The sequence below is a fragment of the Pantoea sp. 1B4 genome, from assembly GCF_016925765.1.
GTDB lineage: Bacteria > Pseudomonadota > Gammaproteobacteria > Enterobacterales > Enterobacteriaceae > Pantoea > Pantoea agglomerans.
Map to the genome: position 1 here is coordinate 1520379 of NZ_JAEUWZ010000001.1, position 17328 is coordinate 1537706.

At 57.9% G+C, this 17328-nt stretch carries 14 protein-coding genes and 2 pseudogenes; 11 read left to right on the top strand and 5 right to left on the bottom strand.

All coding sequences use genetic code 11. The features are described 5' to 3' along the window. Nucleotides 1-59: 59 nt before the first annotated feature. The 4 genes and pseudogenes from JNO11_RS07395 to JNO11_RS07410 all read left to right on the top strand — a co-directional run bounded on the left by JNO11_RS07395 (nt 60) and on the right by JNO11_RS07410 (nt 2458). The gene (locus JNO11_RS07395; protein WP_325177688.1) at nt 60-194 is read left to right on the top strand and encodes a hypothetical protein; all 135 of its coding nucleotides are present in this window, start codon (nt 60-62) and stop codon (nt 192-194) included. Then, nucleotides 145-1087 (top strand): annotated as a pseudogene (gene ghrA, locus JNO11_RS07400) (glyoxylate/hydroxypyruvate reductase GhrA). Before JNO11_RS07395 ends, ghrA begins: the two are co-directional and overlap by 50 nt. A gap of 39 nt (nt 1088-1126) precedes the next feature. After that, the gene (locus tag JNO11_RS07405; RefSeq protein WP_325177121.1) at nt 1127-1864 is read left to right on the top strand and encodes a phosphatase; all 738 of its coding nucleotides are present in this window, start codon (nt 1127-1129) and stop codon (nt 1862-1864) included. Between the two features lie 27 nt (nt 1865-1891). Continuing rightward, entirely contained in the window at nt 1892-2458 is a 567-nt protein-coding gene (locus tag JNO11_RS07410) for a molecular chaperone (protein ID WP_010246159.1), read from the top strand. Nucleotides 2459-2581: 123 nt separating this feature from the next. Here JNO11_RS07410 and JNO11_RS07415 read toward each other — a convergent pair whose 3' ends face one another. The 4 genes and pseudogenes from JNO11_RS07415 to JNO11_RS07430 all read right to left on the bottom strand — a co-directional run bounded on the left by JNO11_RS07415 (nt 2582) and on the right by JNO11_RS07430 (nt 5694). Next, entirely contained in the window at nt 2582-2947 is a 366-nt protein-coding gene (locus tag JNO11_RS07415; RefSeq protein ID WP_010246157.1) for a helix-turn-helix transcriptional regulator, read from the bottom strand. A 73-nt stretch (nt 2948-3020) separates the two neighbouring features. Next, nucleotides 3021-3282 (bottom strand): annotated as a pseudogene (locus JNO11_RS07420) (type II toxin-antitoxin system RelE/ParE family toxin). 104 nt (nt 3283-3386) lie between these two features. After that, entirely contained in the window at nt 3387-4763 is a 1377-nt protein-coding gene (locus JNO11_RS07425; RefSeq protein ID WP_325177122.1) for a CoA transferase, read from the bottom strand. A 46-nt stretch (nt 4764-4809) separates the two neighbouring features. Then, complete coding sequence (locus tag JNO11_RS07430; RefSeq protein WP_010669895.1) at nt 4810-5694, bottom strand: EamA family transporter; 885 nt, start codon at nt 5692-5694, stop codon at nt 4810-4812. A gap of 173 nt (nt 5695-5867) precedes the next feature. Here JNO11_RS07430 and JNO11_RS07435 point away from each other — a divergent pair, with 173 nt between their 5' ends. Beyond that, nucleotides 5868-6593, top strand: a complete 726-nt coding sequence (locus tag JNO11_RS07435; RefSeq protein WP_192033586.1) for a glutamine amidotransferase — start codon at nt 5868-5870, stop codon at nt 6591-6593. Here the strand turns inward: JNO11_RS07435 and JNO11_RS07440 are convergent. Then, nucleotides 6581-7144: a methyltransferase gene (locus tag JNO11_RS07440; RefSeq protein WP_187491717.1), complete on the bottom strand. Its 564-nt coding sequence runs from the start codon at nt 7142-7144 to the stop codon at nt 6581-6583. The genes JNO11_RS07435 and JNO11_RS07440 overlap by 13 nt on opposite strands. A gap of 233 nt (nt 7145-7377) precedes the next feature. On the opposite strand from JNO11_RS07440, the gene JNO11_RS07445 reads away from it, so the two are divergent. From JNO11_RS07445 to tssM, 6 genes are all read left to right on the top strand, one after another. Continuing rightward, nucleotides 7378-8898 (top strand): aldehyde dehydrogenase, encoded by a 1521-nt coding sequence (locus JNO11_RS07445; protein WP_325177123.1) that lies wholly within the window; start codon nt 7378-7380, stop codon nt 8896-8898. Nucleotides 8899-9966: 1068 nt separating this feature from the next. After that, entirely contained in the window at nt 9967-10563 is a 597-nt protein-coding gene (locus JNO11_RS07450; protein ID WP_122458836.1) for an SH3 domain-containing protein, read from the top strand. A 23-nt stretch (nt 10564-10586) separates the two neighbouring features. Next, a complete protein-coding gene (gene tssJ, locus JNO11_RS07455) occupies nt 10587-11081 on the top strand; it encodes a type VI secretion system lipoprotein TssJ (RefSeq protein WP_111533695.1) in 495 nt (164 codons plus the stop codon). Nucleotides 11082-11086: 5 nt separating this feature from the next. After that, a complete protein-coding gene (gene tssK / locus JNO11_RS07460; protein WP_010246132.1) occupies nt 11087-12430 on the top strand; it encodes a type VI secretion system baseplate subunit TssK in 1344 nt (447 codons plus the stop codon). Between the two features lie 17 nt (nt 12431-12447). Further along, the gene (locus JNO11_RS07465) at nt 12448-13683 is read left to right on the top strand and encodes a DotU family type VI secretion system protein (protein WP_029519008.1); all 1236 of its coding nucleotides are present in this window, start codon (nt 12448-12450) and stop codon (nt 13681-13683) included. Between the two features lie 3 nt (nt 13684-13686). Then, nucleotides 13687-17316: a type VI secretion system membrane subunit TssM gene (gene tssM / locus JNO11_RS07470; protein WP_325177124.1), complete on the top strand. Its 3630-nt coding sequence runs from the start codon at nt 13687-13689 to the stop codon at nt 17314-17316. Nucleotides 17317-17328: the final 12 nt, after the last annotated feature.

Here is a 17328-nt window from a genome sequence, read left to right on the forward strand (position 1 = left end):
TTATCTGACCACTTCACCCTGAAGCGAGCCGGAAATGTGAAGCCACGGGAATTATTTTTATGGAAAAAACCGCTTTATTACGCTGGTTTTTTCTTGCTCTCACCTCGCTTTTCCCTGACGCTGAAAGAAAAAAAGGAGAGCAGGATGGAGATCATCTGGTATCACCCGTCGCAGTCTGCAGCGGCCTGGATTAACGGTTTACAACAGCGTCTGCCCCAGGCGCGGGTGCGTGCCTGGCAGCCAGGCGATAACGGTCCGGCTGATTATGCGCTGGTCCGTTCGCCCCCCCACAGAAATGCTGCAGGGACGCGCCACCCTGCGCGGCGTCTTTGCGCTGGGAGCAGGTGTGGACGAGATTCTGAAACAGCTGCAGCAGAACCCTGAGATGCTGCCCGACAGCGTGCCACTGTACCGGCTGGAAGATACCGGCATGGCGCGGCAGATGCAGGAGTATGCGGTTCATAGCGTACTGAGCTGGTTCCGTCGTTTTGACGACTACCGTCTCCAGCAGCAGCAACAGTGCTGGCAGCCGCTCCCCGCTTACACGCGTAAAAACTTTACTATCGGCATCCTGGGGGCGGGCGTGCTGGGGCAGAGCGTGGCGGAAAGCCTTAAACCCTGGGGATTCCCGTTACGCGTCTGGAGCCGCTCACCCAAAGAAATTGATGGCGTGACCAGCTTTTCCGGTCGCGATGCATTGCCTGCCTTTCTGCAGGAGACGCGGGTGGTGATCAACCTGCTGCCGAGCACGCAAGAAACCATTAATCTTATCGACCACCACTTTTTACAGCAGCTGCCGCACGGCGCTTTCTTCCTTAACATCGCGCGCGGCGCGCAGGTGGTGGAAGAGGATCTGCTGGCCGCGCTCAATAGCGGGCAGCTGAAAGCGGCGGCGCTGGATGTCTTTCAGGTTGAACCGCTGCCCGAAGCGCATCCGCTCTGGTCACATCCGCGCGTCACGATCACGCCCCATAATGCGGCGGTAACCTTGATCGACGAAGCTATCGACTACATCGCCCGCGCCATCACCCAGGACCAGGCAGGCGAGCCGCCGCAGGGCAGAGTGGATCGTCAGCGCGGCTATTAATGAACCGGCCCCGTCAGGGGCAATCAGCAGGAGAAGAGGATGTATCCGGTAGATCTGCATATGCACACCATCGCCAGCACCCATGCTTACAGCACGCTGCACGACTACGTGACTCAGGCGAAGCAAACCGGCATGAAACTGTTTGCCATTACCGATCACGGCCCCGACATGGCCGACGCGCCCCACTACTGGCACTTCATTAATATGCGCGTCTGGCCGCGCGTGATCGATGGCGTGGGTATTCTGCGCGGTATCGAAGCCAATATTAAAAATCAGCAGGGCGAAATCGACTGTTCCGGCCCGATGCTCGATGCGCTGGATTTGATCGTCGCCGGTTTTCACGAGCCGGTTTATGCGCCGCGCGACCGGAAACATCACACGGATGCGATGATCGCCGCAATGGCGGGCGGGCTGGTCCATATCATCAGTCATCCGGGCAACCCGAAATTCCCGGTCGATATCACGGCTATCGCCGAAGCAGCCGCGCACTACGATGTGGCGCTGGAGCTGAACAACTCCTCCTTTACCCATTCGCGTCCGGGCAGTGAACCGAACTGCCGGGTTATCGCCGCCGCCGTGCGCGATGCCGGTGGACGGCTGGCATTTGGCTCCGATTCCCACACGGCGTTTACGCTCGGAAATTTTGAACATTGCCTGCGCATCGCCCGCGAGGTGGATTTTCCTGAGGATCGGGTGTTAAATGTCACGCCGCGTCGCCTGCTCGACTTTCTGGAGCAGCGCAGCGGCAAACATATTGCTGAACTGGCTGACTTTTAATTTACTTGCCTCAAGGAAATCTGACTCATGAATGAGTTTTCCATTCTGTGCCGCGTGATCGGCTCACTGTTTAATCGTCAGCCGCAGGACCCGCTGCTGGTGCCGCTGTTTACGCTGCTGCGTGAAGGCAAACTGCAGTCGCAGTGGCCGCTGGAGCAGGATGAGCTGCTGACCCGTCTGCAACAGAACAGCGATCCCCAGGCGCTGGCCGCCGATTACAACGCGCTGTTTGTTGGCAGCGATTGCAACGTGCCGCCGTACGCCTCACAGTGGCCGGAAGGCAAAACGGAGCCAGAAGTGCGTGCGTTTTTAACGTCACGCGGAATGCCGCTGAGCGATGCGCCTGCTGATCATTTTGGTGTGCTGATGCTGGCTGCGTCATGGCTGGAAGATCAGTCAGCGGAAGATGAGAGCGCGGCGCAGATGGCGCTGTTTGAAGAGTATCTGCTGCCGTGGTGCGGTGCTTTCCTGGGTAAAGTGGAAGCGCACGCGACCACGGCCTTTTATCGTACTCTTGCCATGCTGAGCCGCGAAGCGATCCAGGCGATGTACAACGAACTGCTGGATAGCAGCGAAGAGACGCCTGACGCCTGATTCACCACGTCGCCGGGTGCGTACCCGGCGCACAGTGCTGAATCATCTTTCTCAATGGGTTCTGGGGGGGATTCTCTGGATACGGCATGCTTTTTTTCGGGTACCTGAACCCTCTTAATCGGCTCACAGGATTAACTGCCCGGGTCGGCAGCCATACAGTTTTGCGAGACGTTCACGCGTCTTTTTCTGCGGCTTACTTTCAATACGCTCCAGTTGAGAGATCGCACTTTGCGTGGTTCCCAACTGCTGAGCCACATCATGCTGGCTGAGCCCCCGCCAGATGCGCCAGGCCGCCTGAAGACTCACTTCCTGCTCAATCATGATCCCTGCAACGTCGTGCGGGATCGTCTCATCGTCGTGCTCGTCAGCCTCCACAGGAATAGTCTCCCATTCGCCATCGCTGGCCGAGAGCAGCCTTTCATATTCCGCCACCGGCAAGACCACAAACTGGGGTTTGCCTGCTTCATCATAGATGTACTGTTTTGACATAGTTTATCCGGGGTAATTGTGTGTCGCAGCAGAGGTCGTGAGTGCGTAAGGCTATGCCGGTATCCAAAAAGCTTTAGTAAGTGACGGATGTTCTTCTTGCTACCTCTGTAATTTCCAGAATCACCGGTTCGCCCCCGGTTAACGTAAAAAAGGACCCGGTAGTTGCCAACCCGCAGCCGGTAGTGATTATCTCTGCCCTGCATTTTTTTAATGTCCAGTGTGACGACCGGGAAACTGACTAACTCACCCACCTTCTGGTAAATGATTTTCTGATAACGTTTGTCGATCTTCATAAGGTGCTTCAATGCCCGCCTGGACCAGTCTACCCTGACCATTCTGCACCCCGTTTCAATGAACTTCGTCCCTGACTCATGTGTAAATAATAAGATAGCAATCTAATGCTATCAACATTATTTTTCTAATTATCTAATGTTTTGCTTCACCACGTCGCCGGGTGCGTACCCGGCGCACAGCCTGACGTCGCACAGAGCTGTGGGGTGCCGGGCAGCCAGGCGGCCGCTCGCAGCCTCACTCCAAACCCCCACGGCGTTAATTCGTAACAGGGCAGGTTATCCTTAACCTGCGGCGCAATGCCGGAGCCTGTGCGCTGATCGGTGGGATGCTGCTGCAACAGCCACGCGGTGCGCGCCAGCGACAGCCGGACCTGGCTGCCGTGGCGCTCAGTAATGCGTCGCCGTAATCCCTCCAGCACCGCCGCCGCCAGCAGATAGCCGCTGGCATGATCCAGCGCCTGCACCGGCAGCGGAACCGGTTTGTCGCTCTGCTGCCACTGCATGCCTCTTTCAGCAATGCCGCATCCCATCTGCACCAGACTGTCAAAACCCCGGCGATTGCGCCACGGACCCTGCCAGCCCCAGGCATTCAGGCCGGCATCAACCAGACCGGGTGAGAGTGACTGAAGGGTCTCCGCGTCAAACCCGAGCCGTTCCAGCGCATCTGCCCGATAGCCATGCACCAGCACGTCTGCTTCACGCAGCAGGTGGATAAACTGCTCGCGATCGGCGGGCTGAGTCAGATCCAGCACCGCTCGTCGCTTGCCGCAGCTCATCTCTTCATCCAGCGTCGGCTCCTGCCAGCCGGGCGGATCGATGCGCAGCACGCTGGCTCCCAGGCTGGCAAGAAAACGGGTAGCGACCGGCCCGGCAATAATCCGCGTCAGATCCAGTACTTTAATGCCCATTAAAGGACGGGCTTCGGCCAGCGGCCATTCCGGCGCCGCTGCCTGTTGTGTGGTCTGCCAGCTAAATAGCGGTTCGCGCTGCATGGCCTGGCCCTGCGGATGCTGCTGCCAGGCGGCGGCACTGCGCATCTCTGCGGCACAGCCACCCGCATCAATAACGGCCTGCTCCAGTTCGCTGGCCTGCCACTGTTGCACCTGCTGCGCCAGTGCTGCGCGATCGGCGTGCGCGCCCAGCACCCGCTCCATCGCCAGCCGGTGATGTGCGGCGTTGGTGTGCAGACGGATCCAGCCATCCTGACTGCGATAGTCACCGGCAAACGCATCCCACATCGCGGGTGCCGCGCGATTCAGCGGATGGAAGCTCTGCTGAAACCAGCGTGACGCCAGCCGGACGTTAACGGTGACGGGCGGAGAGAGTTCAGGGCGGGATGTGGCGATAAGCGCAGCAGCAGCCTGCGTTGCCAGACCGATACTGGTGGCCGCCAGTTCACTGACGGCAAAGGCAGAAGAGAAGGTGGCGCGATCAACGAAGGCGGGGAGAGGCCAGGCGGCGTCGCGACCTCGCAATCCCTGCTGCATCTGCTGCCAGAGAGAGGCGGCAAGCGGTGAGTCCATGTTGTGCTTCCTGAGAGAGGTGATTTCTCAAGCATAGCACGCGGGATTAACGCCGCCGCAGGCGCGGGAAGCGGGCATGCATCCGCAGGCTACGCAGGTTGATTACGGCAATAGCGGTGCCAAGGATCACCAGCGACGCACCGATAATCTTGAAGCTGTTGAGGCTGTCGCCCAGCACCACAATCCCCATCAGCACGGATAATACCGGCGTCAGCAGTGAGTAGGGCATGATCAGGTTAACGTTATATTTCTTCAGCAGCATATACCACAGCGTATAGGCGACAATCGACGAGGCGATAGCGCTGTAAAGAATGGCAAACCAGCCGTGCCAGCCCGCATTTTGCAGGGCGTAGAGCTGATGTGATTCCATCAACAGACTGGATGCGCCGACGACAGGAATGGCCAGAAACGCAATCCAGCCGGTCATGGTCAGCGGTTTAATCGGCGGTGACTTTTTCACAATCAGGTTGCTGACAGCCCAGCCGGTGGCGCTGCACAACAACAGACAAAGCACCCACCACGACGGAATCGTCGGGCTGCCGGACAGCACGACGACGCCGCTCAGCGAGATCATAATGCCCATCAGCTGCACCAGCTTCAGCTTCTCTTTCAGCACCACCATCGCCAGCAGCATGGCAATGGGTGTACCGAGCTGAACCACAATCGCGCCGGTACCGGCATCGGTATAGCGCAGGCCGACAAACAGCAGCGAAAAGTGCATAAAACCGAACGTGAAAGCCAGCAGCAACAGCCAGGGTAACTGCTGACGGTTAATCCGGCAAAACGGTACCAGTACGATGGCGACGACCACAAAGCGCATAAACGTCAGGAAAAGTGGCGGAAGCTCCAGCAGGCCCCATTTCACCGCAACGTTGTTGAAGGCCCAGATTGAAACCACCATCAGAATCAGAAAAAAATGCCGCACAGCCACGATAATATCCTTTCGATGTTTTTTTGCTTAGCCCGCTAATGATGGCACGAACTGCGGCATTGCAGCCAATCGCAGGGAGAAATTTTCTGCGATTGCGGCGCAGCCTGATGAGACTTTCGGGCGCGTTGCTGGCAGACTGATTTGAAACGACTTCTTAAAGGAACTGATTCGGTATGACCTACACGTCCGCCTTACCCCTTGCGTTAATTCAGCTTGAAGTCCCACCTGCAAACGTTGTCTCAGAGATTGGTGAACAGCCGCGCTGGTTCATCGACGCGTTAAACCTGCAACCCGATGAATACCTGATTGTACGGCCCCATCTGGGCGAGGCGCTACCCGCTTTCGACCAGATTTCCGGGGCGATCCTCAGCGGTTCCTGGGCGATGGTCACCGATCACGCTGAATGGAGCGAACGCAGCGCCGTATGGATTCGCGCAGCGATGGATCACGGCTTGCCGCTGCTGGGGGTCTGCTACGGTCACCAGCTGATGGCCTATGCGCTGGGTGGCGAGGTGGCGGACAATCCCAATGGATGGGAACGCGGGCTGTTACCAATCAACTGTATGCCGGAGGCGCAGCGCGATCCGCTACTGAAGAAATTGCCACAGGACTTCAGCGTCTGGCTGTCACATCGCCAGTCGGTGATCAGCGCGCCACAACAGGCGCAGGTGCTGGCTGCCTCTGCGCGCGATGGCTGTCAGATTGTGCGCTATTCGCCGCAGGCGCTATCGGTGCAGTTTCATCCTGAATTTTCACGGCACATCATGAACATTTGCACGCCCGAAGGCTGTACAGAAGATGGGGCAAACGAGATGGAGGGGAAAGACTGGGCGCGTGAGTTGCTGGTGGCGTTCTGGCAACAAACGCGCCCTGCAATGGCGCAAGCTCAGGGTGCGTAGTGACGCGTGCAGCGATAGACCCAGGCGGGTGGCACGTTTTTCATCACCCGCTGGCGCTCCCAGGTGAAGTAGCGCGACAGGTCTGGCTGAGTCAGCGAGGTATACTGGAACTGTACAAAGACGCCGTTGGGCCCGAGGGCGTTATACACCGCACGCAGAATCGCCTCACGCAATTCAGTGGGTAATGAGAGCAGCGGCAGGCCAGAAAAGATCACGTCATATTCTCCGCTCAGGTATTCCGCTGAACAGGTGCGCACCGTCATGCGCGTATCATCCAGCGCATTAAGCTTATCGGCCAGCGTGCTGCTGATCTCAAAGGCATCCAGCGTGGCATCGGGTGACATCTGCGCCAGTATCTGCCGCGTCAGTACACCGTCGCCCGCGCCGAGTTCGGCAATACGTAACTTTTCAGGCCATTCCACCGACGCAATCATGGTGCGGCACAGCGCCTCTGACGAGGGCGTAATGCTGCCCATCTTGCGCGGGTTGCGGATAAACTGATGCACGAAATTGGCTTTAGCGCGCATCAGGGTAAAAGCTGAAGCCAGCATGCTCATCTCCAGAATGAATTCATCCTCACGTTGACCCCTTTGTGCCGCACAAGTTTCTCTCTGACCAGCCTTTTGGGTAAAAGTCGGAATTATCTAAAGACGAAGCGTAAACACCCCATTCCTTCGGGGCGGTCACAGTTTCCGGTTAACAGAACTGACAGGCTCTTGATGATGCTTCATGTTAATAATAAGTTTCATCATTGTTACATCAGTCACCTGTCAGGAGAATGATCATGCGTTATGCCGCCCCCGGAGAACAGGGTTCTCTGATTACCCTACAAAAGAATTATGGCAACTTCATTAATGGTGAATTCGTCGCGCCGGTGAACGGCAACTACTTCACCAATACCTCCCCGGTGAACGGCTCTGCGGCCGGTGAGTTTCCGCGCTCAGACGTTGCCGATGTTGATAACGCTGTGGCTGCTGCGGCGGCGGCGGCGGAAGCCTGGGGCAAGACCTCGCCGCAACAACGCTCGCTGCTGTTACTGAAAATCGCCGATCGGCTGGAACAGCATCTGGAGACGATGGCGGTCTATGAAACCTGGGATAACGGTAAACCGGTTCGCGAAACCCTGGCGGCCGATATGCCGCTGGCCGTCGATCACTTCCGTTACTTTGCCGGTTGTGTCCGGGCGCAGGAGGGCAGTGCCGCCGAGATTGATGAGTTTACCGCCGCCTATCATTTCCATGAGCCGCTGGGCGTGGTAGCGCAGATCATTCCATGGAACTTTCCGCTATTAATGGCGGCGTGGAAACTGGCTCCGGCACTGGGCGCGGGTAACTGTGTGGTGCTGAAACCGGCTGAGCAGACCCCGCTGTCGATCACCGTTTTTGTCGATCTGATTAAAGATCTGCTGCCGCCGGGTGTGCTGAACGTGGTGCATGGGTTCGGCAAAGAGGCGGGTGAAGCGCTCGCCTCCCATCCCGGCATCGCCAAGGTAGCCTTCACCGGCTCTACCGCAACCGGCGGTCATATTCTGGAGCTGGCAGCAAAAAGCCTGATCCCCTCGACCGTCGAGCTGGGCGGTAAATCACCTAACATCTTCTTTGAAGACATCATGCAGGCGGAGGAGAGCTTTATAGAGAAAGCCGCCGAAGGCGTGGTGCTGGGCTTCCTGAATCAGGGCGAAGTCTGTACCTGTCCGTCGCGGGCGCTGGTACAGGAGTCGATCTACGAACCTTTTATGGCAGCCGTGATGAAGCGGGTAAAAACCATCAAACGTGGCGATCCGCTGGATACCGAAACCATGGTGGGCGCGCAGGCGTCGCAGCAGCAGTTTGATAAAATTCTCTCTTATCTTGAGGTTGCCCGACAGGAGGGCGCGGAAGTGCTGGTGGGCGGTGGCGTAGAGAAGCTGGATGACTCACTTAACAGCGGCTACTACATTCAGCCGACACTGCTGAAAGGCAACAACAGCATGCGCGTTTTCCAGGAGGAGATCTTTGGCCCGGTCATTGGTATCACCACCTTTAAAGATGAGGCGGAAGCAATCAGTATCGCCAACGACTCCATCTATGGGTTAGGTGCTGGCGTCTGGACCCGCGATATCAACCGTGCTTACCGTGTGGGCAGGGCGATTAAAGCCGGGCGCGTCTGGACCAACTGTTATCACCTCTATCCGGCGCACGCCGCCTTTGGCGGTTATAAGAAGTCGGGTATCGGGCGTGAGACCCACAAAATGATGCTGGATCACTATCAGCAGACTAAAAACCTGCTGGTCAGCTACAGTATCGAGCCGCTGGGCTTCTTCTAGTTCTGGCCCGCAACCTGCCAGGATAACCCTGCACTCTTCCCTCAGAACCACGCTACGGCGTGGTTTTTTTTGCTCCACATAGCCGGGCATGCTGAGAAGCATCAGAAGCATGGCGATGGCTGCAATGCCGATAAAGAACAATTAATCAGTCCTTTCTTAAAGCGACGCCGGGCCGTTTTGCGCTTCGCTTACCTCGCTTCACGACCACCTCATCCTCAGCCCTTTCTGAACCGTCCCATAATGAAACAACTTACTGATTTGTAATCATTATCTCACTGTTTTTACGCTAAAAACTGCCACGTATTACGGTCACCTCGCCGTTAACCTTCATTACGGTCTGGTGAAACAGCGCCATTTTTTACATGAGTTTTTTTAATGCTGACTACAGAGGGATCTGGTTTCTGTGTAAGAATACTTCATAGTTACTCATATTGTTAGGAATAATCCTAAGCAAGTGATTAAAAGTAACACATATTTGCACTAAGTAAATTACTTAAACTTTACTTAAGTAAAATCTTATGAAAGTGGCCCGTTGAAATTTTGTCAATCTTCTGTAAACTCGCAGCTTATGTTTACAAAGGAATTGTGATTTCATACCTACGGGCAGGATATACCTGGCTCGTGCGGTAGCTATGAGCTTATACACATCTTGTAACTTACTGAATGTGATCGTAAAAACAGGAAAATCAGTCTTTGCGCTGCGCTTTTTTCTTTTGTCAGCGAATAGCGTCACAAGTGTAAATCTGAGTCAATATGTCCGTTTTTCGGCCAGGGATGGCATAAGTAAAGCTTGGGTTTTGCCTGCCTCATCCAATCTGACGGAAAAAAATAGATCATGTTTCTGATCATTTATCGCCAGCTCAGATTTCTCCCTGCGCCCGTCCCGGTCGCCAGAGTTGCTTTTTAATAGTTAACGTTAGTTGATCTGTTAACGTGCCACGCCATGGCACTTTAACGCTATTTGCTTAAGGTTTTTCTTTTAGGCTGGCACTAAGTGGCGCTCTCTCAGCACCACATCCCCGATTTTCATTACTGACAACCGGCCTCTGGCCACTCTCCAGGATATGAATGGAACACAACATGAAAAAAATGGTGAAGCTCCGTATTGCGTTAGGCCTGATGTTTGTTTTTTCTGTCGCGGGTTGTAAAACGCCGCCAAAAATGACGGATGACACGCTGGTCACCAGCACCGTGGATGGCGTGGTGATCAGTCACCGTTATGCGGTTAAACCGCCTGCGCAGTTCAGCCCGGTCAATGAAACCTACCGTGCGCTCTATCCCGCTTCAGTGATGAGCCATCCGAGTTTTGGCGGCAAGGTGGTGGAGACGCTGAAAACCGGCGAAAGCTACACCGTGATTGGTCAGGTAGAGAACAACTGGCTGGCGCTGGGTGAACCCGCTCAGGCGTCAGCAGAACCTGAACCGGGTAAAGCCAGCAGTGCCGTTAAAGAGTCAGCGTCCTCCGCAGCACCGCAGGCAACCGTTCAGCTGACCGGCTATGTGCCGTTTCGCGCCGTGGTGAAAAGCGAGCTTTACGATCAGACGATCAAGGCTGACCAGCCGAAGCGCCGGGTGCGCAGCAGCAAGAAGAAAACCTGTGTTGCGGTAAACGGTGACAGCACCGCCTGCCAGAACAGCACTAACGGAACCTGGATTATTAACTAATCGCACTAAGCAGGGAGGGCGGGATAATGACAACAACGCAATGGCGTGGGGCGCTGATAGTGCTGCTTACGTGGCTGATGACCGCGTGCAGCAGCACTCCACAGCCCGTTGCCTGGTACAACCTGGACGTTCAGGCGCAAAACCAGGTTAACGGCGGTGCGCCGCTGAAAATCCGGGTGGTATTACTGACCTCCGATGCGGAATTTATGTCGGCTGACTTCTACTCCCTGCAAAACCAGTCCGCTACCGCGCTGGGTAATGCGCAACTCAATACGCAACAGTTCTTCCTGACTTCCACTCAGCCCCATAAAACGCTGCGGATTAAGAGTCTGCCCGAGGCGCGCTTCATCGGCATCATGGCGGAATATCAGGCGCTGGATGGCAAGGTCTGGCGACTGTCGCTGCCGGTTCCCGAAGGCGAATCACCCTCATTCTGGGCGTTCTGGAAGCGTGACGATGGTGAGCTGAATGCGCGCATCGTGGCGGGGATTAACGGCCTTCGCGTGGAAAAACAGTGATGTCTATGAACAGAGCCGAAAAGGTGGTCTGGACCGAGGGGATGTTTCTGCGTCCTCACCATTTCCAGCAGTCTGAAAATTATCTTCTCAGCACCCTGCGTGAGTGGGGCCAGTCGCAGCGCGCCTATACCTGGGGCTTTTACGATCTGGAGTTCGATGAAGCGCTGCTGCGCCAGGGGAAACTGGCGCTGAGCGCCGCCAGCGGTTGTCTGCCTGACGGCACGTTTTTTGCTTTCAGCCAGCCACAGCACGGTCCGGCCCCGCTTGATCTGCCTGCCTCCGTTGACCGCAGCAAAGTGGTGCTGGCCATTCCGGCACGCCGCAATGGCCGCGAAGCGGTGGCCTTTCAGGAGTCGCAGGATTCTCTGGCGCGCTACCTCGCCTGGGAAGCGGAAGTGGAAGATGACAATGCCCAGGCCGTGGGCAGCGCCACGGTGCAGTTCGGCAAGCTGCGTCTGCGGCTGATGCTGGAACAGGATCTTACCGCCGAGTGGACCGCCATGGGCGTGGCTCAGGTGATTGAAAAACGCAGCGACAACCACATCCGGCTCGACAGCGACTACATCCCGCCGATGCTGACGCTTAACAGCAGCCGTCCGCTGCAAAACATGTTCAACGATCTGCACGGGCTGATCCAGCAACGCAGCCAGCAGCTGAGTCAGCGTGCGCCGGGCACCGGTCGTTTCAACAGCGCGGATATGGTCGATTTTATGCTGCTGGCGCTGCTCAATCGTCAGCTTGGCCTGCACACTCATCTGCAACATCTGCCGCTGCTGCATCCTGAAACGCTCTACAGCCACTGGCTGCAACTGGCGGCGGAGCTCAGTACCTGGACGCCAGCCCGCGCGCCCGATGGCCTGCCGCTCTACGATCATGACGATCTGCACAGCTGTTTTAGCCGCCTGTCACTGCTGCTGCGTCAGGGGCTGTCCCAGGTGATGGAAGAGAGCGCGATTCAGCTGCCGCTGATTCAGCGCTCGCACGGTCTTAACGTCGCGACCGTGCCGGAGAGCAGTATGGTGCATGAGTTTGGCTTTGTGCTGGCGGTGAAAGCCAGCGTGCCAGCCGACACCCTCAAAACCCACTTCCCGGCGCAGATGAAAGTCGCCCCGGTCAGCAAAATTCGCGATCTGGTGCAGTTGCAATTGCCCGGTCTGGCACTTCGGGCGATGCCCGGCGCGCCGCCGCAGATCCCGTGGCATGCCGGATACAGCTATTTCGAACTGGATAAGAACAGCGAGCTATGGAAAGAGATGGAGCGCTCGGGCGCTTTTGCGCTGCATCTTGCCGGTGAGTTTCCAGGTCTGAACATGGAGTTCTGGGCCATTCGTAGTCAGTCAGAATCATAAACTGAGCACGCAGCATGATGCAGGAACAACAAAAATCACACAGCGATCTTGCGCCGGAGGCCAGCCATCAGAATGTGCTGGTCGCGGCGGCCAACCCCCTGATTAACGCCATTCCTCAGATCCGTCACTCGGTATCACATGAAGACCCGGCGCAGCTGCGTCAGCAGCTGATCGATCAGATTCGGCGCTTCGAGCTGAGCTGCCAGCAGTCAGGCCTGGGCTATGAAGTGATCATCGGCGCGCGATACTGTCTCTGTACCGCGCTGGATGAGGCGGCGGCGCTGACGCCGTGGGGCAGCCGCGGCGTCTGGACCAGCAATGGTCTGCTGGTCACCTTTCACAATGAAACCTGGGGCGGCGAAAAGTTTTTTCAGCTGCTGGCTAAGCTGTCGCAGAACCCAAGACGCCACATTCTGATGCTGGAGTTGATCTACTTCTGCCTGCTGCTGGGGTTCGAAGGACGCTACCGGGTGCTGGACAACGGTCGCTCGCAGCTGGAGACCATCAAACAGCGCCTGCTGCAGATGATCAAAAGCGTGCGTGGCAATTATGCAGCAGCGCTGTCTCCGCATCCCACCGATCAGCCGGTCCTGCGCAAATTGTGGCGGCCAATGATCCCGCTGTGGGCCTGTGCGGCGGTGGCGGGGCTGGCGGCCTGCCTGTTCTATATCGTGCTCAACTGGCGTCTCGGCGATTACACCTCGCCGGTACTGGCCCGTATCTATCAGACGGCGCTGCCGGAAGTGAAGATCGGCAACCCTGCGCCACCACCACCCGCCACGCTGAATCTGCGCGCTTTCCTGAAACCGGAAATTGATGCCGGGCTGGTAGCGGTGCGTGACGAAGCGGACCGCAGCGTGGTGACGCTGAAAGGGGACGGACTGTTTGCCTCGGCGGCCACCGAAGTACGTGGACGTTACACCGACGTAATCCAGCGCATCGCTGCTGCCATGAACAATGTCAGCGGCCAGATTCAGGTGATTGGCTACAGCGATAACGTGCCGATCCGCAGTGCCCGCTTCGCCTCCAACTTTGAGCTTTCGCTGGCGCGTGCCCGGTCAGTACAGACCCTGTTGCAACAGCAGCTGGCGCAGCCGTCACGGGTGAAAGCGGAAGGGCGCGGTGAAAGCAATCCGCTGGTGCCTAATAACAGCGCAGAAAATCGCGCACGTAATCGTCGTGTTGAAATTACCCTGCTGGTGGCACCGGATGCGACGCATGCCGAACTCAACGGCCTGGCGAGAGGGAACTGATCCATGCTGAATATTCTGTTTGCGGTGCTGACCAGCCGCCTCGCGTGGGGCTTTGTCGGCATTACCGCGCTCTCTTTTATCATCTGGGTGATTGGCCCGGTGTTCTCAATCGTCGATTCGCGCCCGCTTGAGCCGGAGCAGAACCGCATTATCAGTATCGCGCTGCTCTATCTGGTGTGGGGCTTAGGCCAGGCGATTCCACGGCTCTATAACATCTGGCTCAATCGCAAGCTGATGTCGAGCCTCGAAACCGGCAAAAGCGATGCGCCGGAAGCCGATCGTCAGCGCCTGACCAGTGAAGAGCAGGTGCTGGCAGGGCGTTTCTCTGAAGCCACTGACATGCTGAAAAAGGCGCACTTCCAGCGCCACAGCAGCAAGGGCACGCCGTTCTGGGCACAGCGCTTTGGCCGTCAGTATCTCTATCAGCTGCCGTGGTACATGATCATTGGCGCGCCCGGTGCCGGTAAAACCACCGCGCTGGTCAACTCGGGGCTGCAGTTTCCGCTGGCAGATAAATTCGGCAAGTCGGCGCTGCGCGGCATTGGCGGCACCCGCAACTGCGACTGGTGGTTCACCAATGACGCGGTGCTGCTCGATACCGCCGGGCGCTACAGTACCCAGGAGAGTCAGCAGGAGCGTGATGCCAGCGAATGGCATCATTTTCTCGACCTGCTGCGTAAATATCGCGGACGTCAGCCGATCAACGGCGTGATCGTCACGCTGAGCGTTTCCGATCTGCTGTCGCAGTCGCCCGAGGCGCTGCGTAATCAGGCGCTGGCCCTGCGTCAGCGGCTGATGGAGTTGCACGATCGCCTTGGCATCCGTTTCCCGGTCTATGTGCTGGTCACCAAAGCGGATCTGCTCAAAGGCTTCCGCAGCTACTTTGCCTCGCTGGATAAAGCGCAGCGTGAACAAATCTGGGGATTCACCTTTCCCTGGGCGAAAGCGTCCGCCGCCGATTTCGAACTTAATAACCAGTTCCAGCAGGAGTACTCCCTGCTGCAACAGCGTCTGGATGCCGGACTGGCCGATCGGCTGCTGACGGAAAGCGACGCGCAGGCGCGGGCAGAGAGCTATCTCTTCCCGCAGGAGTTTGCGGCGCTGCGACCGTTGCTGGCAGACGCGCTCGACACGTTGTTTGCCCGCTCCGATTTTGAAACCCAGTTCGCACCGCGCGGTATCTACTTTGCCAGCGGCACCCGGGAGGGACTGCCGTTTGACCGGGTGATGGGCGAGCTGAACCGCGCACTGAATCTGCCGGGGCAGCAGGCTGGCGAGTCAGGAAGCTGGGATAAGGTCGATAAAGAGTCGCCCATCCCGCAGAACAAAGGGCAGAGCTTCTTCCTGAAAGGGGTGCTGGAAAATGTGATTTTCCAGGAGTCCGGTCTGGCGGGCAGCAACCGCTGGTGGGAGCTGCGCAACCGCGCCGGGCTCTGGTCGGGTTATCTGGCGCTGCTGCTGATATTGCTGGTGGCCGGGGCGCTGTGGCTCACCAGCTACAGTAAAAACAAAGCCTATCTGCAGGAGATGGCCGCTAAAGCGCCGCAGGTTGAACAACTGGGCGATCAGCTTCAGCAGCAGGTCAATGGCGATCTCTTTGCGCTGGTGCCTTATCTCAACACTCTGTTGCACCTGCCGGAGAGCGCCGACTTCTCGCTGGAAGCACCGCCGCTGACGCGCCGCATGGGGCTTTATCGCGGCACCGAGGTCAGCGATGCCACCCGTGCGCTCTACGACAAGGCACTGAAACAGCTGCTGTTACCGCAGGTGGCGCAGAACATCACCCGCTGGCTGCGTAATGACAACGGCAGTGATGCTGACTACAGCTATGAAGCGCTGAAGGCGTATCAGATGCTCTATCAGCCAAAGCACTACGATGGCAAATTCCTGCAGGCGTGGCTGATGCTCAACCTGTCACGCGAACTGCCGCAGAACGTCACTCAGCAGCAGGTGAAACAACTGGCGTGGCACCTGCAACAGTTGCTGGAGACGCAGATTCACTCGTCGCCGTATGCGAAGGATGAAGCGCTGGTAAAGCGCGAGCAGGCGCTGATTAATCAGATGCCGCTGTCACAGCGCGTCTATGGGCGGCTGAAGCGCCTGCTGCAACGTGATGACAGCCTGCAGCCGGTGACGCTGGCGGCGCTGGGTGGCCCCCAGAGCGAGCTGGTGTTTTCCCGCAAAAGCGGTAAATCGGTCAATGACGGTGTGGCGGGTCTCTATACGCCGGATGGCTACTGGCAGCACGTGGATAAGCAGATTGCCCCGGTGACCCAGGCGTTGTATCAGGACGATCTCTGGGTGCTGGGCGGCGCGGCGCCGCAGCAGAAAAGTGAGCAGACGGATCTTGCGGTGCGCCAGCTCTACGTGCAGGACTATATCCGGCAGTGGGAGCAGTTTCTCAGTGACATTCAGCTCAACAGCAGCGCCGATCTCTCTCAACGCATCAACACCGCCCGTTTGCTGTCGGGCAACCATTCGCCGCTGCGCCAGCTGGTGATCAACCTCGGTGGTCTGCTGACGCTGAACCGGGCGCAGCCGGATGAGAAAACTGCGCAGGCAGCAAAGCCGTCGGATAACAGCGCCACCCGCACCCTTGAAGCGCTGTTTACCTCGCCCGAGGCCAGTGCCGCGCGCGGACAGGCCGCTACTCAGGCATCCCCGGAGCAGGCCGTCGCGCTGCACTTTGCGCCGGTTCTGGAGCTGGCCCAGCCGCTGCAGCAGGGCAGTAAGGTGCTGGCGGTGGATGACTTCCTGCATCAGATTGACGATCTCTATCGCTACCTTACCGCCGTGCAGGATGCGGCGAACAGCGGGATGCCGCCACCGGCCAGCGATGCCATCAGTCGTCTGCAGGCCAGTGCCGGCCGTCTGCCGGGTTCATTGCAGAACATGGTTTCCAGCATGGCGGTGGGTGCCAGCAGCGACGCACAGCGCCGCGATATGGATAACGTCCGCAAACGCATCACCATGGAAGTGGGCAGTTTCTGCCGCCAGGCGATCGCCGGTCGCTATCCGCTGGTTCGCTCTGCGCGCAGTGAGGTCACACCAGACGATCTGGCGCGGATGTTTGCACCCGGCAGCGGCATGATGGACAGCTTCTTCCGCGACAACCTGGCCAGCAAAGTCGACACCACCAACGCGGCGTGGCGCTTTACGCCGGGCATTGACGGTAAAACCCTGCCGGGAGGCGAAGCCCTGCTGCGGCCCTTCCAGCAGGCGCAGTCAATCCGCGATGCCTTCTTTGCCAATGGTGCGACCACGCCCGGCTTCCGCGTCACGCTGCGCACGGTAAAAATGGATAACGACATCCTTAACCTGACGCTGGATGTGGATGGGCAGATTTTACGCTACAGCCACGGACCGCAGGCGGTACAGATGGTCAGCTGGCCCGGCCCCGGCGGCACCAGCCAGGTGCGGATGCAGCTGGGTCTGACCAACGGCACCACCTCCACGCTGGTCACCAGCGGTCCCTGGGCGCTCAATCGCTTCTTTGACCGCGCCCGGCTGACAGCGGCAGGCGGCCTGACCCGCGAAGCGAGTTTCAGCGTGGACGGTCATATGGTCACGCTGTCGTTCACCCCTGGCAGCATTCGTAACCCGTTCCAGCTTCCCGGCTTTAGCTGCCCCTGAAACAGGACCCGA

Excerpts from the sequence above, each read along its gene's own strand:
- JNO11_RS07435 (WP_192033586.1), top strand. The coding sequence starts at position 5,868 with ATGACCTACACGTCCGCCTTACCCCTTGCGTTAATTCAGCTTGAAGTC.
- tssK (WP_010246132.1), top strand. The coding sequence starts at position 11,087 with ATGAACAGAGCCGAAAAGGTGGTCTGGACCGAGGGGATGTTTCTGCGT.
- JNO11_RS07395 (WP_325177688.1), top strand. The coding sequence starts at position 60 with ATGGAAAAAACCGCTTTATTACGCTGGTTTTTTCTTGCTCTCACCTCG.
- JNO11_RS07445 (WP_325177123.1), top strand. The coding sequence starts at position 7,378 with ATGCGTTATGCCGCCCCCGGAGAACAGGGTTCTCTGATTACCCTACAA.
- JNO11_RS07450 (WP_122458836.1), top strand. The coding sequence starts at position 9,967 with ATGGAACACAACATGAAAAAAATGGTGAAGCTCCGTATTGCGTTAGGC.
- JNO11_RS07425 (WP_325177122.1), bottom strand. The coding sequence starts at position 4,763 with ATGGACTCACCGCTTGCCGCCTCTCTCTGGCAGCAGATGCAGCAGGGA.
- JNO11_RS07405 (WP_325177121.1), top strand. The coding sequence starts at position 1,127 with ATGTATCCGGTAGATCTGCATATGCACACCATCGCCAGCACCCATGCT.
- JNO11_RS07410 (WP_010246159.1), top strand. The coding sequence starts at position 1,892 with ATGAATGAGTTTTCCATTCTGTGCCGCGTGATCGGCTCACTGTTTAAT.
- JNO11_RS07440 (WP_187491717.1), bottom strand. The coding sequence starts at position 7,144 with ATGCTGGCTTCAGCTTTTACCCTGATGCGCGCTAAAGCCAATTTCGTG.
- JNO11_RS07465 (WP_029519008.1), top strand. The coding sequence starts at position 12,448 with ATGCAGGAACAACAAAAATCACACAGCGATCTTGCGCCGGAGGCCAGC.
- JNO11_RS07415 (WP_010246157.1), bottom strand. The coding sequence starts at position 2,947 with ATGTCAAAACAGTACATCTATGATGAAGCAGGCAAACCCCAGTTTGTG.
- tssM (WP_325177124.1), top strand. The coding sequence starts at position 13,687 with ATGCTGAATATTCTGTTTGCGGTGCTGACCAGCCGCCTCGCGTGGGGC.